Below are 23634 nucleotides of genomic sequence, written 5' to 3' on the forward strand. Positions count from 1 at the left end.
GTCAGCTATCAGCCAGCCCCAACATGAGCCGCATGTTCTGCACGGCTGCGCCCGAGGCGCCCTTGCCCAGATTGTCGAGCCGCGCGACCATCACCGCCTGGCGGTGCTTGTCGCTGGCAAAGACGTAGAGCTCGAGCGTGTTGGTCTCGTTCAGCGCCTCCGGCTCGATCCGGCCGCTCTTCGTGGCTTCATTCTGCAGCGGCATCACCGAGACGTAGCGGCTTCCCGCGTAGCGCTTCGCCAGCGCAGCCTGGAGATCGGCGCCGGTGGGCTTACCCGGCAGCGCATCAAGCTGCAACGGCACCGAGACCAGCATGCCCTGCCGGTAGTTGCCGACCGACGGAATGAAGATCGGCCGCCGCGTCAGCCGCGAGTAGAGCTGCATCTCCGGCACGTGCTTGTGCTCGAAGCCAAGTCCATAGAGCTCGAAGGCCGGCGCGGTGCCGTCCTCGTGGCTCGCGATCATCGACTTGCCGCCGCCCGAATAGCCGCTCACGGCGTTGACCGTGACCGGATAGTCCTGAGGCAGCAGGCCGGCATCGACCACCGGCCGAAGCAGTGCGATTGCCCCGGTCGGATAGCAGCCCGGATTCGAGACCTTCTTCGCGGTCCGGATCTTGTCGGCCTGGTCGGGCGCGAGTTCCGCAAAGCCGTAAGCCCAATCGGGCGCGACCCGATACGCCGTCGAGGCGTCGAGCACCTTCGGAGCGGCGTTCCCCATCGTGTCGATCAACGCGACGGTCTCCTTCGCGGCATCGTCCGGCAGGCACAGGATCACGAGATCCACCTCCTCCATCAGTGCGCGCTTCGCCGCAGGATCCTTCCGCTTGTTCTCCGCGATGGTCTTGATCGCGGCGTCGCCCTGCTGGCGTAGCCGCTCCTGAATGCCGAGCCCGGTCGTGCCGGACGCGCCATCGACGAACACGGTGGGCTTGGCAGCCGCGCTGCCGGTGGTCGGCTTATCGGTGTCGGTGAGGCTCATGGCACGCTCCCTTCGAGCTCGTTCGATTCGGTTGCAAAGACATCAGGGCGCACCTGCCGCATCAGATGCGCAATCTCCTGTGCGCCGGCATCGCGTTGCGCGGCAAGCGCGCCCGCGACCGCCGCAAAGTCGGTCTCGGATTTGTGCTGGTTCAGCTTGAAGCTGCCCTCCACCTCTTCCACCATCATCTCAAGGCCCACGATCGCTTTCTTCATGGCATCCAGCCGCGCGGCTGTCATCTTGCCTGATGTCCACGGCCTCTTGGGCAACAGCCGGTTCTCGAACTTGGCGCTCAGCGCATCGATGTGACCGGCAAGTTCTTGACCCGACAGCGCCCGCACCGGTCCGGTCAGATGGACGGCCTGATAGAGCCAGGTCGGCACCTGGTCCGGCGACACATACCAGTCCGCCGATACATAGGCGTCGGCGCCGTTGATAGCCAGCAGCCAGGGCCTGCCGCCGGCCAGCTTTACCAGCGGATTGTGACGGGCGACATGAAACAGCGCCCGCGGCGTGCCGTCATCCGCGTAAACCAGATAGAACGGCAGCGCGGAAGCGACCGGCTTTGCGCCGTCCCACGCGCAGGCGATGCCGAAACCGCGCGCTTCGGCAAAGGCGAGGCTTGCGGCGCGGTCGGGCTTGAATACCGGTGGCGTATACATGGTCGTAGCTCCTGCGTGACGTAGGAGCCGCCAGATCGAACCGCGTGTCTTTGTCAGGGAGAGCGCCGCGGAAGGGATCCAGCGGCAGAGGCGATGATCTTAAACGCGAACGATCGCCTGTACCGCGGAGGTACGGCGACGGCGAGCGATGACGATGGTCGCGGCGTTGATCATGGGCATCGCTATAGGGCCGTGCCCCTGTCGCGTCAAGGTTAGTTTCGTCATTCCGGGTTCTCGCGCTCGAGCGTGCGAACCCGGAACATAGAGATTGCGGCACGAGATTCCGGCTTCGATGCTCACGCATCGCCCCGGAATGACGCGCCTAGATCACGGGATTCCAGGGCGCCGGAATCACCCGGTAGCCATCGCCGTCCTTCTCGACATGGCCGAGACCCGGGAATGGATAGTGGAAGCCCTGCACCTGGAGCCGCTCCGCCACCACCATGTCGTAGACGCGGCGTCGGGTCTTCTCCGCCAAATCGCCATCCTGGTCGAAGAAGGCGTGCCAGCCGGGATGGGTCGCGAACGGGTTCGGGTTGTTGGTGACGTCGGACTGGATGAAGACCTTGCCCGCGCCGGACGTCAGCACATAGGAGGTATGGCCCGGCGTGTGGCCGATCGTCTCGACCGAGGTCAAGCCCGGCGCGATCTCCTTGCCCCACTCATAGGGCGTGACCTTCTTCTTCAGGCCGGCGTCGAAGACGTTGCGGTTGCTCTTGAACAGGCCCTGCATGCGCCCGGCCGACGCGCGACTCATCTCGCCATCGTCCATCCAGAACTTCCATTCGGTCGCCGGCACCAGCACCTCGGCGTTCGGGAATGCCGGCTTGCCATCGGCGGTCAGCAGGCCGTTCACGTGGTCGGTATGGAAATGCGAGATCACGACCATGTCGACGTTCTTGGGATCGAAACCGGCCGCGACGAAATTGTCCGCGAACAGGCCGTTGGTCCCCTTGCTGCTGACTTTCGCCAGCGGGCCGGTGCCGGTATCGATCACGACAAGCCTGCCGCCGGTGTTGATCACCAGCGGTGCGAAATAGATCGTCATCATGTCGCGCGGCATGTAAGCCTTCTCCAGCGCGGCGTTCACGTCATCCCGCTTGGCGTTGGGGATGAAGGAATCCTCGAGCTTGAAGACGTTCTTGCCGTCCGACACCACCGTGACCAGGATATCGCCGACCTTGTAGCGATAGAAGCTCGGCGCCTGCTTATCCGCCAGCGGCGCCGCCGCGTTGGCCGAGGCGGCGGGCAACAGGGGCGCGGCCGCAACCCCGGCGGCGCCGACGAGAGCGTGACGTCGTGTCAGTTCCATGTGAGATCCTCCCAGTGAGGCTGTGGCCGCAGTCGGCACTTCTCGCTTGTGTGGAGAGCTATTTTATCACTCTCGAACTGCCTCCGCGGCGACGCCGGACCTAGCCGATGTCATCCGCGCTAACCCCTGTCGCCCCGCTATATTCCGAGGACCTCACACCACCCGCCACATCCATTCGATAGCCCTTGCGATGACGTCACCGAACAGCAGCAGGGCCGCGGACCAGACCAGCGCGGACACGAAATTGGCGATCTGGAACGGCCAGTACGACATCTCGAAAATGCCGGCCGCGAGCGGCACCGAGGCCCGCAGCGGACCGAAGAAGCGCCCGATGAAGATGCTGGGTACACCCCATCGCCTGACGAACGCCTCGCCGCGCGGCAGGATTTCCGGATAGCGCGACAGCGGCCACAACTGTGCGACGTGCTCCTTGTAGCGGTAACCGAACCAGTAGGAGACCCAATCGCCAAGCGCCGCGCCGATGCCGCCGGCGATCCACACCGGCCAAAAACTGATCCCGCTGACGCCGATCAAGGCACCGATCGCAACCAGCGCACCCCAGGCAGGGACAAGCAGCGAGATGAAGGCAAGCGATTCAGCGAACGCCAGCAGCAGGACGATCGGAGCGGCCCAGACCTGGTGATGGCGCACGAACTCGGCCAGGGCGCGCGCAGAATCTTCCATTTCGTCCGGTGCCTTCCTGCTCCGTTGATGGCCCTGAATGAACCTTTCTACCGGCTCCCAGCCTAAGAAGAGGTAAGCCAGCCCGTTGCGTGACATCAAGTCACAATGGCGCGGATCGAATGTGATTTCTCACAGGTTGCTGCCCCGACTGGCTCGCATCCCCATAGAACGAAGGACGGACTCGATGATCGGATCACTGATGATGTGCGTGAGCGTCGTGGTTCTCTCGTTCGGAATGCTCGCGGGCATCGCCATGGGCATCCAGCAAGACTTCACATTGGCGCCAGCCCACGCGCATCTCAATCTGGTCGGCGGCGTGCTGCTGTTCCTGTTCGGTCTCTATTACCGGGTTGTTCCGGGAGCCGGCGCGACGCTGCTAGCGAAGCTTCAGGGCTGGCTGCATATCGTTGGAGCTGTCCTCTTCCCCGCCGGCATTGCGCTCGTGGTCCTGAAGGGACACGCGTTCCTTGCAGCACCCGTCGTGGGGTCGCTGCTGGTCACGCTCGCCATGGCCCTGTTCACGGTCATTGTATTCCGCACCTCGCGGGCGTAATCGCAGATTCCTATCTAAGGGATAGCCAGGCCCGGATGCGGTCCGGTCTGGCTGTCCCCATAGACAGCCCATCCGTGGCATAGTTAGAGCAACCGATTCGCCGCGCCCGTGCTCGCGCGCTATATGAAGATCCATGGCTAAATCTCTAAAACAGAACGTTAAAAGTAAATCAGCCGACGATTTGTTCGAAGCCCCGGAACCGAAAGGGCGCGCGCCGCTGAAGGTCGCCGCCCGATCCTCGGGGGGCGCTGAAGCTGGCTATACGGCGGCTGACATCGAGGTGCTCGAAGGCCTGGAGCCGGTCCGCAAGCGGCCCGGCATGTATATCGGTGGCACGGATGAGAAGGCGCTGCACCACCTGTTCGCCGAGGTGATCGACAACTCGATGGACGAGGCGCTCGCCGGCCACGCCACCTTCATCGAGGTGGAGCTTACCGCCGACGGCTTCCTCACCGTCACCGACAATGGCCGCGGCATTCCGATCGACCCGCATCCGAAATTCCCGAAGAAATCGGCGCTCGAAGTCATCATGTGCATGCTGCACTCGGGCGGCAAATTCGATTCCAAGGTTTATGAGACGTCGGGCGGTCTGCACGGCGTCGGCGTCTCCGTCGTCAACGCCCTCTCCTCGCGGCTCGAGGTCGAGGTCGCGCGCAGCCAGAAGCTCTATCGCATGAGCTTCGAGCGCGGCCTTCCCAAGGGCAAGCTCGAGGATCTCGGCAAGGTCAACAATCGCCGCGGCACCCGCATCCGCTTCAAGCCGGACACCGACATCTTCGGCACCAAGGCGGCGTTCAAGCCGCAGCGCCTGTTCAAGATGACGCGCTCGAAGGCCTATCTGTTCGGCGGTGTCGAAATTCGCTGGCGCTGCGACCAGGAGCTCTTGAAGGGCGTCGAGGACGTGCCGCCCGAGGCGACGTTCCATTTCCCCGGCGGCCTGAAGGACTATCTGGCAGCCGCGATCCACGCCGACACCCTGGTGCATCAGGATATCTTCTCGGGCAAGTCCGGTCGCAGCGGCGCACACGGCGCCTGCGAATGGGCGGTGGCGTGGACCGCGGACGCCGACGGCTTCCTGTCGTCCTACACCAACACCGTGCCGACACCCGATGGCGGCACCCACGAATCCGGCCTGCGCAGCGCATTGCTGCGCGGCCTGAAGGACCATGCCGAGCGCGTCGGCCAGGGCAAGCGGGCGGCCTCCGTCACCTCGGAAGACGTGATGGTCGGCGCAGCCGTCATGCTCTCGGTGTTCGTGCGCGAGCCTGAATTCCAGGGCCAGACCAAGGATCGCCTCGCCACCGCCGAAGCCCAGCGCATCGTCGAGCAGGCGATGAAAGACCCGTTCGACCATTGGCTGTCAGGCAATCCGAACCAGGCCAACAAGCTGCTCGATTTCGTGATCGATCGCGCCGAGGAGCGGCTGCGCCGCCGTCAGGAGAAGGAGACGGCGCGCAAGACCGCGGGCAAGAAGCTCCGCCTCCCCGGCAAGCTCGCCGATTGCACCGACGCCGGGACCGAAGGCTCCGAGCTCTTCATCGTGGAAGGCGACTCGGCCGGCGGCAGCGCCAAGCAGGCGCGCGACCGCAAGACCCAGGCCGTGCTGCCGCTGCGGGGAAAGATCCTCAACGTCGCCTCCGCCGGCAAGGACAAGCTGATGGCCAACGCCCAGCTCTCCGACCTCGTGCAGGCGATCGGTTGCGGCACGCTCGCGCATTACCGCGAAGAGGATCTGCGCTATCAGCGCATCATCATCATGACCGACGCCGACGTCGACGGCGCCCATATCGCCTCGCTGCTGATCACCTTCTTCTACCGGCAGATGCCGCGGTTGATCGATGAAGGGCACCTCTATCTGGCAGTGCCGCCGCTCTATAAGCTGACCCATGGCACCAAATCGGTTTACGCCCGCGACGACGCGCACCGGGATGCCTTGATCAAGAGCCAATTCAACGCCAACGCCAAGGTCGAGATCAGCCGCTTCAAAGGTCTCGGCGAGATGATGCCGACGCAGCTCAAGGAAACCACCATGGATCCGTCTAAGCGGACGCTGCTGCGGGTGGTGTTGCTCGCCGACGACCGCGAAGGCACCGCCGACTCGGTCGAGCGGCTGATGGGCACGAAGGCGGAGGCGCGCTTTGCCTTCATCTCCGACAAGGCCGAATTCGCGAGCGACGATCTGCTCGACGTCTAAACGTCAATCTATTGATTCTACTTGTCTTTTGGCCGCTTCCTGCGTGGGAGCGGCCGCTTTCTTTTTGGGGCGGCAGAGCCCCGCTTGGGTCATGGTCCGTTCCGTTTTCGGCCGGTTGTGTCCCGCCCGCAACAGCATTTTCGTCGCGGCCACGTATAGTGCGGCCATCAATTACGGGAATCGGCGCCAGCGCCAGTGCCCAGCGACACGACCGAACGCAAAGGCCGAGGATCTAACAATGAAGAAATTCCTGCTCGCTCTGACCGCGGTGGCTGCGATGACGGCTTCGGCGTCGGCGGCTGATCTTGCCGCCCGCCCCTACACCAAGGCGCCTGCCCCGCTCCCGGTCGCTCCGAGCTGGACCGGCTTCTATATCTTCGGCGGCGGCGGCGGCGGCGTCTGGGACGCTGACACCGGCGTGCAGTCGACCACCACGGGTGCGCCGATCCTCGGCTTCAACCAGAGGCAGGGCGGCGACGGCTGGTTCGGCACGGTTGGCGCCGGTTACGACTGGCAGGTCAGCCCGGCCTGGGTCTTCGGTGTGTTCGCTGACGGTCAGTTCGGCAGCCTCAAGGGCACCATCCAGGATCAGGGTCCGTTCCTGGCTGGCAGCATCAAGAACGACTACAACTGGGCGGCCGGCGTGCGCCTCGGCTACCTGATTGCGCCGAACGTGCTGTCCTACGTGAACGCCGGCTACTCCAACTCGCATTGGAAGGGCACGACGCTGTTCGACACGGCGAGCGCGCTGCCCTCGGGTCTGCACACCGATGGCTTCGATCGCAGCGGCTGGTTTGTTGGCGGCGGCGTCGAAAACAACTTGAACTTCTTCGGCATCACCGCGCCGGGATGGTTCATGAAGACCGAGTATCGCGCTGCCTACTACGACAGCAAGAACATCTCGGAGCTGTTCGATGGCACGAACCTGTCGAACGGCCGCGACATCACCTTCAAGCCGCTCGTGCAGACGATCAGCACGTCGCTGGTCTACCGCTTCAACTGGAGCGGCCCGGTGGTCGCCAAGTATTGATTTCTGCGCAAGCGCAGTCGAAAAGCCCCGGCATCGTCCGGGGCTTTTTTGTTGCCACATGCCGCGAAGTGTGAGCGGCGAAGGAACTCCGCTGGAGATCGTCTCTCGCGCAGGGCCGTCCGTCGGATCCTGATCTGGTCGAGCCGCCGATGATCGGGCACTCTGCCCCCCGGTTGCAAAACAAGGCGGACAATACCAATGAAGCAAGAACTGTTCGATCTCTCAGGCAAGGTCGCGGTCGTCACCGGCGGCAATGGCGGCATCGGGCTCGGCATGGCGCGGGGCCTTGCCGACGCCGGTGCAGCGATCGCCGTCGTCGGCCGCAACGAGGAGAAGTCGAGAGCGGCCGTTGAGGATCTCGGCCGCCGCGGCGTCAAGGCGATCGCGGTGGCAACCGACGTCACCGACAAGGCGGCGGTTGCGGCGATGGTCGAGCGTGTCACCAGAGAGCTCGGGCGGATCGACATTCTCGTCAACAACGCCGGCATGAGCATCCGCAAGTCGCCGCATGAGCTGGAGCTCGATGAGTGGAGCAAGGTGATCGACACCAACCTCACCAGCGCGTTCATCTGCTCGAAAGCTGTGTATCCGGCGCTGAAGGCTTCCGGCCGCGGCAAGATCATCAACATCGGCTCGATGATGTCGATCTTCGGCGCCAGCTTCGCGGCGGCCTATGCCGCGAGCAAGGGCGGCATCGTACAGTACACCCGCGCCTGTGCCAACGCGTGGGCGCCGGACAATATTCAGGTCAACGCCATCCTGCCCGGCTGGATCGACACCGACCTGACGCGGGGTGCGCGCCAGCAGGTCGCCGGCCTCCACGACCGCGTGCTGGCGCGGACCCCGGCAGCACGCTGGGGCGCGATCGACGACTTCGCCGGGATCGCCGTGTTCCTGGCCTCGCCGGCGTCCGACTTCGTCACCGGCACCGCGATTCCCGTCGACGGCGGCTATTCGATCATGGCCTAGAGCGTTTTCGAGCGAAGTGGATACCGGTTCGCGTAAAGAAAACGCGTCAAAGCAAGAATCTAGAGCTTCGGTTCTGATTCAATCAGAACCAAAAATGCTCTAGTCAGCGAAACGCCCCCGCCAATGTGAGGGCCTTCACCAATTGCATGACTTGCTCGCCGGCGCTCAGCTCTGGGCCGGCGAGTGCACATGTTCGGGCCGCACCCCGACGCCGACGAGGCGCGCGAGCTGTCCCTGCAGCCACGGCACCGCGGAGACCAGCCGCATGGCAAGCGGCGCCTGGAGCGGCCGACCGCCCGATTTCAGCGCCACTGAAATGATGTTGTTCTGTGCGATCACCTGCATGCGCTGCGTCACCCGCGTCGGGAATTCGCGCCGCCGCCTGACTGCATCGAGCTCCTCCTCCGACGGACAGCCGTGGGCGAGCTTCGCCGCCAGGATGTTGGCGGTCGCGACCGCGTCCTGCACCGCGAGGTTGACGCCGACGCCGCCGATCGGCGACATCGCATGCGCGGCATCGCCGATACACAACAGACCCGGACGGGTCCAGCGGGTCAAGCGGTTGATCGCCACGGTGAGCAGCTTGACGTCGTCAAAACTCTTCACCTCGGCGATGCCCGATTTGAGGGACGGTGCGATCCGGACGACATCGTCCAGCAGCGACTGCAAGCCCCTCGCCTTCACGGCGTCAAATTGTCCCTTGGGTATCACATAGGCGCACTGCCAATAGTCGCCGCGATCGAACGTCACCAGCATCTTGCCGGGTTCGACACGCGCGAACAGATTCTCCGCCTCATCCGGCCGCCGCCCAGCGCGAAACCACAGCACATCCATCGGCGCGCCGATCTCCTCGACCTCGAGTCCGGCGCACGCGCGTATCGTGGAATGCCGGCCGTCACAGGCGATCGTGAGATCCGCCTCGATGTCGATTGTCCCGTCCGGTGTCTTTGCCCGAACCCCGGTCACAACGTCGCCGCGCCGGATCAGGTCGGTCGCCTCTGTGCTCATCAGCACCTTCAGCGACGCGAAGCGCTTGCCGTTGTCGCGCAGGAAATTCAGGAAGTCCCACTGCGGCATCATCGCGATGAAGGGGTATTTGACCCTGAGGCGGCTCAGATCGGCGATCCGCACCGGCGTGTCGCCAAACACGCCCTCGAGCTTCTGCAATTGCTCATGCGGAAGCTTCAGGAAGCCATCGATCAGGCCGAGTTCGTCCATCACCTGCAAAGTCGAGGGATGCACGGTATCGCCGCGGAAATCCCGGAAGAAATCGGCATGCTTCTCCAGCACCACGACCTCGACCCCGGCGCGCCCGAGCAGATAGCCGAGCATCATGCCGGCGGGTCCGCCGCCGACCACGCAACAGCGGACTTTCATCGCGCGCGCCTTTGACTGCTCCGGATTGCCTGTATCCATGCCGCCATCCTCGCTGCTTCGCAGATTCTAGGTTTGCATTGTAACGCCGATCGGACGGAAAGGATGCAAGGCTAGCGCCGGAACGTCTTGATCTCGGACACGCTGCCGTCGCGATAGGTCAGCTCCACCGACACCGACTTGGTCTGCGGCGCGAGCTTCAGATACGGCTGCGCGTTGGATGGGATGGCGCCGGGATCGCGGGAATCGCAGGCTGGCATCTTCAGCACCTTGTCCGGCACCGCGGTATCAATGCCGATCCGCACCTCACGGATCGCGCAGCGATACGACATCAGGTGCGTGTAGTAGACCAGCAAACCGTTGAACTCGCGGAACGACAACCAGTTCGTCGCGGTCATGTCGAGGATTTTGCGCTGGTCCCGGATCAGCGCCGCCTCGGGATCGAACCTGATCGGAAACGGCCCCTGCATCTCGCCCTGCGCATCGATATAGCGGAGCTCGATGGTGCCGGCCGGCGCGTCGGCCGGCAGTTCGATCGACGGATTAGGCATGCGCTTGCGGGTACGCGGGTCGAGCGCATCGATGAAGCCGGTTTCTCGAAAATCGCCGCTATTGCCGATCCGCCATGAAATGCCGAGCGCCGGATCGGCGAGCGAGAACACCACCGTCCAGCCGCCATTGTGCCGCGAGAAGCTTGCGATCGGCGCGTTGACGGTCTCCTCCTTCGGCACTTTGGGCACCGGCGGCAACGCTGCCACCTGCTGCGACGGCGGCGCTTGCTTGACCGCATCGCCCGCAGCCTTCGGCGCTCCGTTGAGGAAGACATCGTCGACCATCTGATCGAAGTAGACCGGGATCTGCTTGTGCTTCACTGTCTCGGCCATCTCGCTGACCAGACGCCGCGTGCGCTGCGCGACCTGCACCAGGTTTTCGCCGGGTTGCAGCAGCTCCTTGGCAAAGGTCCGGGTGAACACCGAGTTGGGATTGGTGTCGTCGTTCGAGAGTCGATCGAGCGCGGTTTGGCGCGGTCCTGCCGAAAACACCGAGAATACGCCCTCCGGCAGTTGCGTCATCGGCGCAAGCCCGCCACCGCCCGCAACGGCGCGCGTGCCGGGGCGCTCGAACGGATTGTTACGGCAGGCGTCGAATACCAGGATCGAAGTCCGCACCTTCTTGTTCTGCAGTCGCTCGATGATGCGGTCGGCGAGCACGGAGGCATCGCGCACCAGCTCTTCCTGGCCTTCGGTCGCCGCCGGCACGTCGGTCGGCAGCAGGAAGTTCTGACCCGCGATTTCGAAGCCGTGGCCGGCGTAGAAGAAGAAGGCGGTGTCGCCGGGCTCGACCGCCCGGTCGAAGGCAAGCAGCGTTTCGGAGAACGCCTGGCGGTTCAGATTCTGGGCCACCATGACATTGAATCCGAGCTGCTTGAGCGTATCGCCCATGGTGCGAGCGTCGTTGACGGCCTTCTGCAGCTTCGGCACGTTCTTGTAATCGTTGTTGCCGATCACGAGCGCGACGCGCTTTTCGGCGTGAGCCGGCGCGATGACGACCAGCAATGCAGCCGCGATGGCGGCTGCCGCAGAAAGTTTCGAAAGCCAGCCCCTCATCCCCTAAGTCCCGCAAGCACGACAAGCCGGCGGTCTGGACGGCCGCCGGTAAATAGTCGGATCAGATGTCAGCCCGGTTCAACGACCGGCCGCGCTACGCATAGCTGGTTCTACCCGGCGACGACACCCGGCCGAAATCGCGAGCTGTAGCTGCCCGGCTGCCGGTAACGTTTCCTTTCACTATCGGCATGATAAGTAGCGCTCTCAACTGCCGGTTCGACCGCTCCTGAAGTTCTCACGGTCTCACGTGTACACATGGTCTACCGATCAAGTCGATCCGCGTGATCGCTTCGACTACTGGCGTGAGGTTCGCGCCAAGGGATTGTTCGGCGTGACCGCAGAACTGGAGCCCGGGCAGCGCCGTGATTTCTTCGGTGCGTTCTCATTGCGCAAACTCGGCAATGCCGGGCTGATCGAGCTTCGCGCCTCGCCCTACCGGGTCGAGCGGCGCGAAGCCGATATCGCGGACGCGCGAAGCGACAGCCTCTGCATCTACCAGCAGCTTGGTGGCGGCGGCTGGTTCAGCGGTGTGCGCCTTGCAGATTTTTCGGTCCGCAGCGGCATGTTCGCCACCAGCTATGCCGATCTGCCCTATCGCACCGCGCCGCTTGGTGAAGACGGATTCCACCTGCGCATCCTCAAAGTGCCTGTCGCCGATATTCCCCGGCCGCCCGCCGGGCTCGAAGCACTCGTTCCCCAGCCGGTGCAAGCGCAGACCACGGTGCTGCCGCTGCTGGAATCCTGCTTCCGCGACCTCGTCGAAAGCAGCGGCGCCGCATCTCCCACCAACTCGACAGCACTGGTGGAGGCGCTGGCCCATTTCGCGCTGATGGAACGCGGCGTGCTGCGCCCGGGCAGCCGGCTCGCGCAACACGCGCTTAGAACCGGCCGCCTGTCGCTCGCCCGCCGCCTGATCGAGCGCTATCTGTCGCGACCGGCGCTGTCGCCCGCCTTGATTGCCGACATGCTCGGCATTTCGGTGCGGCACATGCACGTCCTGTTCGAAGCGACCCCGACGAGCTTCTCGCAGACGGTGGCGGCGTTGCGGGTCGATCGGAGCCGCCGCCTGCTCCGTGAGGCACCCGATCGGCCGATCGCGGAGATTGCCTTTGCCAGCGGCTTCGACAGCCTTGCGACGTTCTATCGGGCCTTCAACGCAGTCGAAGGCATGTCGCCGGGCGATTACCGGGCGATCCAGCGCGCCGAAGCCGTCCAGCGCTGAGCCTCCGATCCCTCGGAATGTTGGGCGGCCGGCGACTTCAGGACTGTTGCGGCCCCGAAGCCACCCAACGCGGCCGGTCCGTTTGACCGGAAAATGACGGATAAGATGCTTATTTGGGCGAAAACATTAAGCTTTTTCGGCCATTTGGCCGGTTCCAAGATTGACTTTGCCGGTTTGGACCCTATGTTCCAGCTTAACGCGGCCCTCGGATCGAAGCGCGATTCGTCAGGTTTGCCGCCCGTCAGCGTCACCCAGAGCCCCCGAGCTTTTTTGAGAAGCGAGCCGTTTCGGGGCCGAACGCGACAGCCTTTTACCTTCGATTCCGAACGGCGGTATCGACCAGAGGCTCAATGTCCTTTTCCAATCTAGGCCTGTCCAACAAGGTCCGAGCCGCAGTTGCGGCCGCAGGTTACACCACCCCCACCCCCATCCAGGAACAGGCGATCCCCCACGTTCTCGCCCGCCGCGACGTCCTCGGCATCGCTCAGACCGGCACCGGCAAGACGGCGGCTTTCGTGCTTCCGATGCTCACGATCCTCGAAAAGGGCCGCGCCCGGGCACGAATGCCGCGCACCCTGATCCTCGAGCCGACCCGTGAGCTCGCCGCCCAGGTGAAGGAGAACTTCGACAAATACGGCGCCGGCCAGAAGCTCAACGTGGCGCTCCTGATCGGCGGCGTCTCGTTCGGCGACCAGGACTCCAAGCTGATGCGCGGTGTCGACGTGCTGATCGCAACGCCCGGCCGGCTGCTCGACCACACCGAACGCGGCGGCCTGCTGCTCACCGGCGTCGAGCTGCTGGTGATCGACGAGGCGGACAGGATGCTCGACATGGGCTTCATTCCCGACATCGAACGCATCTGCAAGCTCGTCCCCTTCACGCGGCAGACCTTGTTCTTCACCGCGACGATGCCGCCGGAGATCAGCCGCGTCACCGAAGCCTTCCTGCACAATCCGGCCAAAGTGGAAGTTTCCAGGCCCGCGACCACGGCGGTGACCGTGAGCCAGTCGCAGGTGCCCGCGGGCCGCGAACCGCACGAGAAACGCGAAATCCTGCGCCGTCTGCTGCGCGGGGCCAAGGATCTCAACAACGCGATTATCTTCTGCAATCGCAAGCGCGAAGTTGCCATTCTTCACAAGTCGCTTCAGAAGCACGGCTTCAGCGTCGGCGCCCTGCACGGCGACATGGACCAGACCGCGCGAATGGCCGCGCTCGATCAATTCCGCAAGGGCGAGTTGCCCCTGCTGGTGGCGTCCGACGTTGCCGCCCGCGGCCTCGACATTCCCGCCGTCAGCCACGTCTTCAATTTCGACGTGCCGCATCATCCCGATGACTACGTCCACCGCATCGGCCGCACCGGTCGCGCCGGCCGCACCGGCACCGCGATCTCGATCGTCACCCCGCTCGACAGCAAGTCGATGGCGGCGATCGAGAAGCTGATCGGTCAGCAAATCCCGCGCGCCGAAGGCGACTATACCGTTCAAGCCGAAGCGTCTGCCGAGACCGAAGCGCCGCGCCGGTCGCGCAGCCGCGATGGGTCACGCGACGGCGGCCGCGGCGGCCGCAAGCCGCGCCGCGAGCGTGAGCCCCGCCACGAACGCGAACCGCGGCACAGCGGTCGCAACGGCGCCCAGCCGCAGGCGGCAGCGCAACACGTCCCCTCAATCGGCCGCAGCGAGCCGCGACGCCCGCAGCGCGAGGTCGACCACGAGCCCGCCGATCACTCGCATCTGCCAGCGTTCCTGCTGCGTCCGGTGCGTGCCCGCGTCTGAGGCTCAAACTTCGATCTGATGTCCGGAATGAGGCGCGCGCTCTTCGCGCCCGGCGACAGCTTGATCTCTGCCTTTCCGTGCGAAAGCGTCGAAACGCCGGGCGTTATCCCGACGCGTGACGCATTCCGCGGTAACCCCGCCTGCTTCCCGTAATTCTACTGTTTACCTTGCCTTCACTCTCGTCCCGTACGCTTGGCTCTATAATTTAGTTATTGCTGCTGGGAAATGACCGGCACCGGTTGCTATTGGGGACGTAACAGTGGTCAACCTGCTGGACGAATACGAACGTACGTTGGCATTCGCCGAAGTCGCGCTCGGCCAGATCCGCTCCCTTCGCCACACCGCGATCCCCCGCAACTACGAAATCTGGTACGTCTACGCGACCGGTTATAACGCTCCCCTCAACAAGATCATCAATGAAACGCTGGCACGCAGCGGCAAGCTCAGCGAAGCCGATCTCGAGCAGATCTACGAGACCTACCTTTCGCATATCAAGACGTCGGACCGTATCGACAAGGTCGGCGCTCGCGTTATCGGCGAGATCGACGACGTCATGAAGCTGCTCAACGATGCGCTCAGCATATCGGCGACCTACGACGCGAGCCTGGTCGGCGCCAGTGACAAGCTTGCGACGGCGACGACGCGAGAGCAGATCAAAGCCGTCGTCGAGGGGCTGATGCAATCGACGCGCGAGATGCGCGAGACCAACGTGGCGCTGGAGACACGGCTCGCTCTCTCCAAATCCGAGATCAGCAATCTGCAACACAGCCTCGAAGCGATCCGCGCCGAGAGCCTGACCGATCCGCTGACCGGCCTTGGCAACCGCAAGTATTTCGACCGCTCGATCGACATGGCGGTGCAGGCTGCGCTTGCCAGCAACGAACCGTTGTCGCTCCTGATGTTCGACATCGACCACTTCAAGTCGTTCAACGACTCCTATGGTCACCTGACCGGCGATCAGGTGCTGCGGCTGGTGGCGCAGTCGTTGAAGCAGACCATCAAGGGCCAGGACATCACGGCTCGCTACGGCGGCGAGGAATTTGCCGTGGTGCTGCCCAATACCGCACTGCGCCAGGCGCTGACGGTCGCCGACCATATCCGCCGCGCGGTGATGGCCAAGGAATTGAAAAAGAAGTCCACCGGCGAGATCCTCGGCCGCGTCACCATTTCGGTCGGCGTCTCCATGCTGAAGCAGGACGACGACACGGATTCCCTGATCGAGCGTGCCGATGCCTGCCTCTACGCCGCCAAGCGCGCCGGCCGCAACCGCGTGATTTGCGAAGCCGATCCGGAATACAGCGCCGAGACGCAGAACCGCGTGGCGTAGCCGCCTGTTGGGTGCAAGGGCAGCGCGCAGTGCCGTGCCACCACCTCCAGAGCGAGATGGGATGATATTGAGTTGAAACGGCGCCGGAGGTCACCTCTCCCTTGGGAGAGGTCGATTTGCGCAGCAAATCGGGTGAGGGGTGACGGTCTATCGGGAGCGCAAGCCCCTCACCAGGATTGCTTCGCAATCCGGCCTCTCCCCGTCGGGGAGAGGTGTACGCGAAGCCGTCGCGAGCCGATTCGACCAAAGCTCATCCCGCTCTAGCCCGATCGATCACGGTGGGCACGCTTCGCTTTGCTCACCCTACGCTTCTTCGCAGCTTGCTTCCTCGCCGCAGCCTTCTTGCCGGCCATCTTCGCAGTCGCCTTCGCCTTCCGCGCCCGTGGCCGCTTGCGAAGCGCGGCGCGCTGGGCGGCGCCGAGTGCCAAACGCGCCCACACCGCAAGCTCCTCGGAATCGTCGAACAGCCGCGCCGGTAGCTGCCAATACGAATTGACCATGACGGTCTTGGACCGGGTCTGGTAGGAAAACGGCTTCGACCCTTCCGCCTCGAATTGTGGAATGGTTTCGTCGTCGGCGCGGAAGTAGAGCCCGGCGCGCAGCGCCAGCGCGAAATTGGTGCCGTCGGCGGAGATGCCATAGCCGGAGAACATCCGGCGCAGCGTGACCGGGCCGAAATCAGCGAACAGGTCGATCAGGAATTCGCGGTCCATGTGCCGGCGCCCCTCCCCTCTCCCCTGATGGTCAGCGCGTCGCGAACCATGAGGTCTCAGTTCAGCCCGCAGCCATCCTTGGAGACGCGCGCTAGACGCAGCTACTCAGGATGAGATCGGAGTGCGCGGCAGCGCCGCTAGACCTTCGCCGGCTTGAGCTGCACCGACTCGCCGCAGCCGCAAGCAGAGACCTGGTTCGGATTGTTGAAGACGAACTGGGCCTGCATCTTGTCGGCCACGTAGTCCATCTCGGTCCCGAGCAGGAACAGCACGGCCTTCGGATCGACCAGGATCTTCACGCCCTTGTCCTCGACCACTTCATCAGTCGGGCGGATCTCGTGCGCGTATTCGACGGTGTAGGACTGTCCCGCGCAGCCGCCGTTCTTGATGCCGACGCGCAGGCCCACGATCTCGGAATCGGCGCGCTTCGTCAGCTCGGTGATCCGTTCAGCCGCTGCATCCGTCAATTTCATGACCTGCGGACGCGGCCGCGGCTTCGGCTTGGCTGGGGTTGGTGAAGCTTGTGTCATGTCATTCATGTGGTCAGTCCCAGCGGCAAATCAATTGCCGGTCTCTTGAGGGGTAAGCTCGATTCGCATCACCACATATTGAGGACGAGACGAGCCTCGTCCGACATCCGATCCGGCGTCCAGGCCGGATCCCACACCAGGTTGACGTTGACGACACCGACGCCGGGGACGCTCGCCACCGCGTTCTCCACCATCGTCGGCAGTTCGCCCGCGGCCGGGCAATTCGGCGTGGTCAGGGTCATCACGATGTCAACCGAGCGGTCGTCCTTGAGATCGACCTTGTAGATCAGGCCGAGCTCGTAGATGTCGGCCGGGATCTCCGGATCGAACACCGTCTTCAGCGCCGCGACGATTTCGCCGCTCAGGCGCTCGGTCTCCTCGGCGGGCAGCGCCGAGCTGGTTTCCATGACGGCGGTCTTGACTTCGGCTGTATCGGTCATGCGAACAATTCCCGCGCCTTGATCAGCGCTTGCGCCAGATGGTCGACTTCTTCACGCGTATTATACATCCCGAACGACGCACGGCAGGTGGCCGTGACGTTGAACCGCTCTAAAAGCGGCATCACGCAATGCGTGCCGGCACGTACGGCAATGCCTTGCCGGTCGATCACGGTTGCGACGTCGTGGGGGTGCGCCCCCTTCATCTCGAACGAGATCACCGGGCCCTTGTTGCGGGCGGTGCCGATCAGGCGCAGCGAGTTGATCTCGCGCAGGCGTTCCTGCGCGTAGGTGAGCAACGCATGTTCATGCGCGGCGATTCGCTCCTTGCCGATCGAATTGACGTAGTCGATCGCGGCACCCAGCCCGATCGCCTCGACGATCGGCGGCGTTCCGGCTTCGAACTTGTGCGGCGGATCACCATAGGTGACCCAGTCTTTGGCGACTTCGCGGATCATCTCACCGCCGCCGTTGAACGGCCGCATCGCCACCAGATGCTCGTGCTTGCCGTAGAGCGCGCCGATCCCGGTCGGCCCATACACCTTGTGGCCGGTGAACGCATAGAAATCGCAATCGAGGTCCTGGACGTCGATCGGCAGATGCACCGCGCCCTGCGCGCCGTCAACCAGCACCGGGATGCCGCGGGCGTGCGCCAGCCGGATCACCTCCTTGACAGGAACCAGCGTGCCGAGCGCATTCGACATCTGGGTGATCGCGACGATCTTGGTGCGCGGGGTCAGGAGCTTCTCGAACTCCTCGATCAGGAAGTTGCCCTCGTCGTCGACCGGCGCCCACTTGATCACCGCGCCCTGCCGCTCCCTGAGGAAGTGCCACGGCACGATGTTGGAGTGATGCTCCATGATCGAGAGGACGATTTCGTCGCCCTCCTTGATGTTCGCCCCGCCCCAGGATGACGCCACGAGATTGATCGCCTCGGTGACGTTGCGGGTGAAGACGATCTCTTCGTTGCGGCCGGCATTGATGAACTTCGCCACCTTGCCGCGGGCGCCCTCATAGGCTTCCGTCGCGGCATTGGCGAGGTAGTGCAGGCCGCGATGCACGTTGGCGTATTCGCTCTTGTAGGCTTCCGTCATGCGGTCGAGCACCGCATTCGGCTTCTGCGCCGAGGCGGCGTTGTCGAGATAGACCAGCGGCTTGCCGTAGACCTGCATCGCGAGCGCCGGAAAGTCCTGCCGCACGCGGGCGACGTCGTAAGCGCCGTTGAGAACCGCCGGATGCTGCGTCATGCCCTCGCCTCCAGCCAACGCCGCGCGGTCGCGATCGCGACCTCGCGCAAGGCGTCGCTTGCAATCGTTTCGATCGCCTCGCCGACGAAGGCCTGGATCAGAAGCGCCTGCGCCTCCTTGTCCGGGAGGCCGCGGGCGCGCATGTAGAATAACAGGCTCTCGTCGAGCGCGCCGGTGGTCGCGCCGTGGCCGCAGGTGACGTCGTCGGCAAAGATCTCGAGCTCCGGCTTGTTGTCGGCCTCGGCTTCGTCTGACAGTAGCAGCGCGCGGGTCATCATCTTGGCATCGGTCTTCTGCGCGTCCGGGCGGACGACGATGCGCCCCTGGAACACCGAATGCGCGCGGCCGTCGACAACGGCGCGGAAGACCTCGCGGCTCGCGCAGTTCGGCACCGCGTGATCCATGAACAGCGTGGTGTCGGCGTGCTGCGTGCCGTTGATCAGGTTGACGCCATTGGTCTCGACCCTCGAGCCCTCGCCGGCGAACGCAACCGTGAGCTGGTAGCGGCTGACATGGGCGCCGGAGGTCATGCCAAAGGTGTTGAAATGCGCATGCGCGCCGAGCGACACGGTCGCCGAGGAGATGTTGAACGCGTCGGCCGCGTCCTCGACGAGGCGGACGTGATCGAGCCGGGTGTTGTTGCCGATCGCAACCACCAGCGCGTCGTAGGCCTGGTAGGCCTTGACGCCCTCGGCAGCGAGATAGCTCTCCACCAGCGTCGCGCTGACATCGCGGCCGAGCCGGAGCAGCGATCGCGTGAACATCGCGGCCGGCGTCGCGCCGGACGCCACGTGCACGATCTGCAGCGGCCGCGACAGCACCGTGCCGTCGGCGATGTCGATGACGACGCCATCGGTCGCCATCGCGCCGTTCAGCGCGATCATGGGATTGGAAGTGTCCGAGGCGAACGCCTGCGCCGAGAGCGCGCCGTCGCCGGCGTCGAGCACCTCGCGCAGCGGACGGATGCTGAGCCCCTTCTCGAGATGGCCCAGATCCGACAGATCAGGCACAAACGCACCATCGACCAGCACCAGGCGGCGCACGCCATCGATCGCCCGCGACTTTGCAGCCGCGTCGGCGCGATCGACCGCGGTGGCATCAGGCGCCGCCGCGAGCGGCAGCACCTCGCGCATCAGCGCGCGCAGATCGGTGTATTTCCAGTCCTCGATCCGCCGGTGCGGCAGGCCCAGGCGCTCATAGGCTTCGAACGCCTGGCGCCGCTGATCAGCGATCTTGCCCTTGCCCGGCAGACGGTCGCGCACGGCGGCGAAAGCATCGCCCAGCGCGCGCCCGGTCTCGGTCTTTGCAACAACGTTCATCTCAAAACCCGCACCCTATCAGGCAGCGTCCTCGAATTGCGCGTAGCCGGACTCCTCCAGCTCCAGCGCCAGCTCCTTGCCGCCGCTCTTCACGACCCGGCCCTTCGACATCACGTGCACGTGGTCCGGCACGATGTAGTTGAGCAGCCGTTGGTAGTGGGTGATGACGACCATTGCGCGCTCCGGCGACCGCAGCGCGTTGACGCCGTCGGCCGCGATCCGCAGCGCGTCGATGTCGAGGCCGGAATCCATTTCGTCGAGGATGCAGACGGCCGGTTCGAACAGCGCCATTTGCAGAATCTCGTTTCGCTTCTTCTCACCGCCGGAGAAGCCGACATTGACGCCGCGCTTGAGCATGTCCTGCGGAACGTTCAAGGATTTGGCGACCTCGCGGACCTTCTTCAGGAAGGCCGGCGACGAGATCTCCTCCTCGCCGCGCGCCTTGCGCTGCGCGTTCAGCGCAGCATGCAGGAAATTCCAAGTGGTGACGCCGGGAATCTCGACCGGATATTGGAACGCCAGGAACACACCCTTCGCGGCGCGCTCATCCGGCTCCATTTCCAAAAGGTCCTCGCCTCGGAACAGGATTTGTCCGTCGGTGACCTCGTAACCCGGCTTGCCCGCGATGACGTGGCTCAGCGTCGACTTGCCGGAGCCGTTCGGCCCCATGATCGCGTGCACCTCGCCCGGGTTCACCGTGAGCGACAGCCCGTGGAGGATTTCACGCTCCTCGACACGGACCTTCAGATCTTTCACTTCGAGCAATGACATTACTTTTTCCTGAGCATCATCCGCAAGGCGCGTCATGCGCGACCGAGGGCGGGATGGAGTTTAGCCAACCGAACCTTCAAGGCTGATCGAGATCAGCTTCTGCGCTTCCACCGCGAACTCCATCGGCAGTTGCTGCAGCACGTCCTTCACGAAGCCGTTGACGACGAGGCCGATGGCTTCTTCCTGCGAGAGTCCGCGCTGGATGCAGTAGAACAGCACGTCCTCGGAGATCTTCGAGGTGGTCGCCTCGTGCTCGAAGGTCGCGGAGGAGTTCTTGGCTTCGACATAGGGCACGGTGTGCGCGCCGCACTTGTCGCCGATCAAAAGCGAGTCGCAGGCGGTGTAGTTGCGCGCGCCGGTGGCCTTGCGGTGGGCGCTGACCAGGCCGCGATAGGTGTTCTGCGATTTGCCGGCCGCGATGCCCTTGGAGATGATCCGGCTCGAGGTATTCTTGCCAAGATGGAGCATCTTGGTGCCGGAGTCGACCTGCTGGAAGCCGTTCGAGATCGCAATCGAGTAGAACTCGCCGCTCGAATTGTCGCCGCGCAGGATGCAGCTCGGATATTTCCAGGTGATCGCCGATCCGGTCTCGACCTGGGTCCAGGAGATCTTCGAATGCTTGCCGCGGCAGTCGCCACGCTTGGTGACGAAATTGTAGATGCCGCCCTTGCCTTCCGAATTGCCCGGATACCAGTTCTGCACCGTCGAGTACTTGATCTCGGCGTCATCGAGCGCGACGAGCTCGACCACGGCGGCATGCAACTGGTTCTCGTCGCGCTGCGGCGCCGTGCAGCCTTCGAGATAGGAGACGTAGGAGCCCTTGTCGGCGATGATCAGTGTGCGCTCGAACTGGCCGGTGTTGCGCTCGTTGATGCGGAAATAGGTCGACAGCTCCATCGGGCAGCGCACGCCCGGCGGCACGTAGACGAACGAGCCGTCGGAGAACACCGCCGAGTTCAGCGTCGCGAAGAAGTTGTCGGAGGTCGGCACCACGCTGCCGAGATATTTCTGCACCAGCTCCGGGTGCTCGCGGATCGCCTCCGAGATCGGCATGAAGATCACGCCGGCCTTCTTCAGCTCGGCCTTGAAGGTGGTGGCAACGGAAACCGAATCGAACACGGCATCGACCGCGATCTTGCGGCTGGCCGACGGCTCGCCGCCGGGCGCAGGCTCGACGCCTTCCAGAATCGCGACCTCACGAAGCGGGATGCCGAGCTTCTCGTAGGTCTTGAGGATTTCGGGATCGATCTCGTCGATCGAGGACAGCGCCTTCTTCGGCTTCGGCGCCGCGTAATAGTAGATGTCCTGATAATCGATCTTCGGATAGTCGACGCGGGCCCAGGTCGGCTCGGTCATGGTCAGCCAGCGGCGAAACGCCTCCAAGCGCCATTCCAGCATCCAGGCCGGCTCGTCCTTTTTAGCGGAGATAAATCGGACGGTGTCTTCCGACAGCCCCTTGGGAGCCTTGTCGGACTCGATCAGCGTTTCAAACCCATATCGATACTGATCGACGTCGATGCGCCGGACGCGCTCGACCGTCTCTTGTACAGCAGGCATTTAATCCTCCGCTCGCGGTTTCAAGGACCGCGGTGGATCTCAGTTCCGAAAGTCTATTACGATGCTCTGAAGACGAAATCACCTGCTTAGAACTGTTCAAGCTGTGTTTCGTCGTTACCCCTTAACTAGGGTATCGGCGAGCTTTCGCCAAGCCTTGAGCGTTAAATCCACGTCTGTCTCACTGGTAGACCAGCCAAGACTAAGTCGCACCGCTCCCTGCGCAAGCTCCTGACGGTATCTCATTGCCGCCAGGACATGGGAGGGCTGCACCTTGCCCGACGAACAGGCGGAACCGGAGGAAACCGCCACGCCCGAGAGATCGAATGCGATGACGGCCGTCTCGGCCTTCAGCCCCGGTGCCGTGAAAAGAACGGTATTTGGCAACCGTTTTACCTCCTCGGAGAAGATCACCAATCCCGGCGTTTGCCGCAGCCCATGTTCCAGGCGATCGCGGAGCCCCCTCATCCGCGCGGCGTCGACCTTCAGCGCCGCCATCGCCGTCTTGACCGCAGCACCGAACCCGGAAATCCCCGCGACGTTCTCCGTCCCGGCCCGGCGTCCCAGCTCCTGGCCGCCGCCGCGGAGCCACGCCTCCAGGCCCTCGACGCCCTCGGCAAGAACCAAGGCGCCGACGCCCTTCGGCCCTCCGATCTTGTGCGCCGACAGCGTCATGAGGTCGGCCTGCGTCGAAGTCAGATCAAACGGAATTTTCGCAAACGCCTGGATCGCGTCGACATGCAGCACACCTCCAGCCGCATGGACGATCTCGGCGACGTCAGCCACCGGCTGAATCGCACCGGTCTCGTTGTTTGCGAGCATCACCGACACCAGTGCGGGCGGTCCGTCGTTCAGCAGCGCACGCAACTCGTCGAGATCGACAACGCCGGAGCGCGTCACGCCGATCGAGCCAATCGCATCTGGTGCGAATCGTCCGCCCGCCAGCACCGACGCGTGCTCGATGGCCGACGTCAGCAGCCGCGTCACCGGCCCGCTCGTCCCGCGCCGCAGCCCGGGCGTCAGCGCCAGCGCGTTGGCTTCCGTTCCGCCTGATGAAAACACGACGTCCTGCGGCCGGCCGCCGACTGCCTTTGCCACGGCTGCGCGAGCGTCTTCGATAAGCCGGCGCGCCTTGCGGCCCTCGCTGTGCACCGATGATGGATTGCCGCTCAGCTCCCACGCCGCAGCCATCGCCGCCTTCGCCTCCGGGCGGAGCGGCGTGGTGGCATTCCAGTCGAAATAAACGCGCTCGAACATACGCTTACGATATTACCATCTTTGGCGAGCCGGCCGTGTCATTCAAGCCGCCAGGCTGCTGTCGTCATCTTATCGCAGGTAGAGACGAAAGCGTCCCATGCAATCGCATCCCAATGCG

21 protein-coding genes are annotated in these 23634 nt (G+C 64.0%); 7 read left to right on the top strand and 14 right to left on the bottom strand.

What is annotated here, in order from left to right:
- Position 1: 1 nt before the first annotated feature.
- From argC to P6U30_RS19955, 4 genes are all read right to left on the bottom strand, one after another.
- Positions 2-982, bottom strand: coding sequence for an N-acetyl-gamma-glutamyl-phosphate reductase (gene argC, locus P6U30_RS19940; protein WP_407164653.1), 981 nt, complete (start codon positions 980-982; stop codon positions 2-4).
- A complete protein-coding gene (locus tag P6U30_RS19945) occupies positions 979-1644 on the bottom strand; it encodes an FMN-binding negative transcriptional regulator (RefSeq protein WP_407164654.1) in 666 nt (221 codons plus the stop codon). Before P6U30_RS19945 ends, argC begins: the two co-directional genes overlap by 4 nt.
- A 322-nt stretch (positions 1645-1966) precedes the next feature.
- Entirely contained in the window at positions 1967-2956 is a 990-nt protein-coding gene (locus P6U30_RS19950; RefSeq protein WP_407164655.1) for an MBL fold metallo-hydrolase, read from the bottom strand.
- Between the two features lie 153 nt (positions 2957-3109).
- Positions 3110-3640, bottom strand: a complete 531-nt coding sequence (locus tag P6U30_RS19955) for a DedA family protein (protein WP_407164656.1) — start codon at positions 3638-3640, stop codon at positions 3110-3112.
- 184 nt (positions 3641-3824) lie between these two features.
- Between P6U30_RS19955 and P6U30_RS19960 the strand changes: the two genes are divergently transcribed.
- From P6U30_RS19960 to P6U30_RS19975, 4 genes are all read left to right on the top strand, one after another.
- Complete coding sequence (locus P6U30_RS19960) at positions 3825-4193, top strand: hypothetical protein (protein ID WP_407164657.1); 369 nt, start codon at positions 3825-3827, stop codon at positions 4191-4193.
- A 133-nt stretch (positions 4194-4326) separates the two neighbouring features.
- The gene (gene parE, locus P6U30_RS19965) at positions 4327-6387 is read left to right on the top strand and encodes a DNA topoisomerase IV subunit B (protein WP_407164658.1); all 2061 of its coding nucleotides are present in this window, start codon (positions 4327-4329) and stop codon (positions 6385-6387) included.
- 238 nt (positions 6388-6625) lie between these two features.
- Positions 6626-7417, top strand: a complete 792-nt coding sequence (locus P6U30_RS19970; protein ID WP_407146441.1) for an outer membrane protein — start codon at positions 6626-6628, stop codon at positions 7415-7417.
- A 198-nt stretch (positions 7418-7615) separates the two neighbouring features.
- Positions 7616-8386: an SDR family NAD(P)-dependent oxidoreductase gene (locus P6U30_RS19975; RefSeq protein ID WP_407164659.1), complete on the top strand. Its 771-nt coding sequence runs from the start codon at positions 7616-7618 to the stop codon at positions 8384-8386.
- A gap of 165 nt (positions 8387-8551) precedes the next feature.
- Here P6U30_RS19975 and P6U30_RS19980 read toward each other — a convergent pair whose 3' ends face one another.
- Positions 8552-9802 carry an FAD-dependent oxidoreductase gene (locus P6U30_RS19980; protein WP_407164660.1) on the bottom strand — a complete coding sequence of 417 codons (1251 nt, stop codon included), beginning with the start codon at positions 9800-9802 and terminating at the stop codon, positions 8552-8554.
- Between the two features lie 71 nt (positions 9803-9873).
- Complete coding sequence (locus P6U30_RS19985; RefSeq protein ID WP_407164661.1) at positions 9874-11367, bottom strand: caspase domain-containing protein; 1494 nt, start codon at positions 11365-11367, stop codon at positions 9874-9876.
- Between the two features lie 247 nt (positions 11368-11614).
- On the opposite strand from P6U30_RS19985, the gene P6U30_RS19990 reads away from it, so the two are divergent.
- The 3 genes from P6U30_RS19990 (at position 11615) to P6U30_RS20000 (ending at position 15688) form a co-directional block, all read left to right on the top strand.
- A complete protein-coding gene (locus P6U30_RS19990) occupies positions 11615-12589 on the top strand; it encodes a helix-turn-helix domain-containing protein (RefSeq protein WP_407164662.1) in 975 nt (324 codons plus the stop codon).
- A 350-nt stretch (positions 12590-12939) separates the two neighbouring features.
- The gene (locus P6U30_RS19995; protein WP_407164663.1) at positions 12940-14361 is read left to right on the top strand and encodes a DEAD/DEAH box helicase; all 1422 of its coding nucleotides are present in this window, start codon (positions 12940-12942) and stop codon (positions 14359-14361) included.
- A 259-nt stretch (positions 14362-14620) separates the two neighbouring features.
- Positions 14621-15688 (top strand): GGDEF domain-containing protein, encoded by a 1068-nt coding sequence (locus tag P6U30_RS20000; protein ID WP_407164664.1) that lies wholly within the window; start codon positions 14621-14623, stop codon positions 15686-15688.
- Positions 15689-15948: 260 nt separating this feature from the next.
- Here the strand turns inward: P6U30_RS20000 and P6U30_RS20005 are convergent, their stop codons facing one another.
- The 8 genes from P6U30_RS20005 to P6U30_RS20040 all read right to left on the bottom strand — a co-directional run bounded on the left by P6U30_RS20005 (position 15949) and on the right by P6U30_RS20040 (position 23516).
- Positions 15949-16401, bottom strand: a complete 453-nt coding sequence (locus tag P6U30_RS20005) for a TfoX/Sxy family protein (RefSeq protein WP_407164665.1) — start codon at positions 16399-16401, stop codon at positions 15949-15951.
- 137 nt (positions 16402-16538) lie between these two features.
- A complete protein-coding gene (locus tag P6U30_RS20010; protein WP_407170494.1) occupies positions 16539-16931 on the bottom strand; it encodes a HesB/IscA family protein in 393 nt (130 codons plus the stop codon).
- A gap of 68 nt (positions 16932-16999) precedes the next feature.
- Complete coding sequence (locus tag P6U30_RS20015; protein WP_407146449.1) at positions 17000-17371, bottom strand: SUF system Fe-S cluster assembly protein; 372 nt, start codon at positions 17369-17371, stop codon at positions 17000-17002.
- Complete coding sequence (locus tag P6U30_RS20020) at positions 17368-18615, bottom strand: cysteine desulfurase (RefSeq protein WP_407164666.1); 1248 nt, start codon at positions 18613-18615, stop codon at positions 17368-17370. Before P6U30_RS20020 ends, P6U30_RS20015 begins: the two co-directional genes overlap by 4 nt.
- Entirely contained in the window at positions 18612-19934 is a 1323-nt protein-coding gene (sufD, locus tag P6U30_RS20025; protein ID WP_407164667.1) for a Fe-S cluster assembly protein SufD, read from the bottom strand. Before sufD ends, P6U30_RS20020 begins: the two co-directional genes overlap by 4 nt.
- An 18-nt stretch (positions 19935-19952) precedes the next feature.
- Positions 19953-20705: a Fe-S cluster assembly ATPase SufC gene (sufC, locus tag P6U30_RS20030; protein WP_407146452.1), complete on the bottom strand. Its 753-nt coding sequence runs from the start codon at positions 20703-20705 to the stop codon at positions 19953-19955.
- Positions 20706-20765: 60 nt separating this feature from the next.
- Positions 20766-22262, bottom strand: a complete 1497-nt coding sequence (gene sufB, locus P6U30_RS20035; RefSeq protein WP_407164668.1) for a Fe-S cluster assembly protein SufB — start codon at positions 22260-22262, stop codon at positions 20766-20768.
- Positions 22263-22376: 114 nt separating this feature from the next.
- Positions 22377-23516 carry a cysteine desulfurase family protein gene (locus tag P6U30_RS20040; protein WP_407164669.1) on the bottom strand — a complete coding sequence of 380 codons (1140 nt, stop codon included), beginning with the start codon at positions 23514-23516 and terminating at the stop codon, positions 22377-22379.
- Positions 23517-23634 lie beyond the last annotated feature (118 nt).

It is taken from the genome of Bradyrhizobium sp. ORS 111 (genome assembly GCF_045571485.1).
Classification (GTDB): domain Bacteria; phylum Pseudomonadota; class Alphaproteobacteria; order Rhizobiales; family Xanthobacteraceae; genus Bradyrhizobium.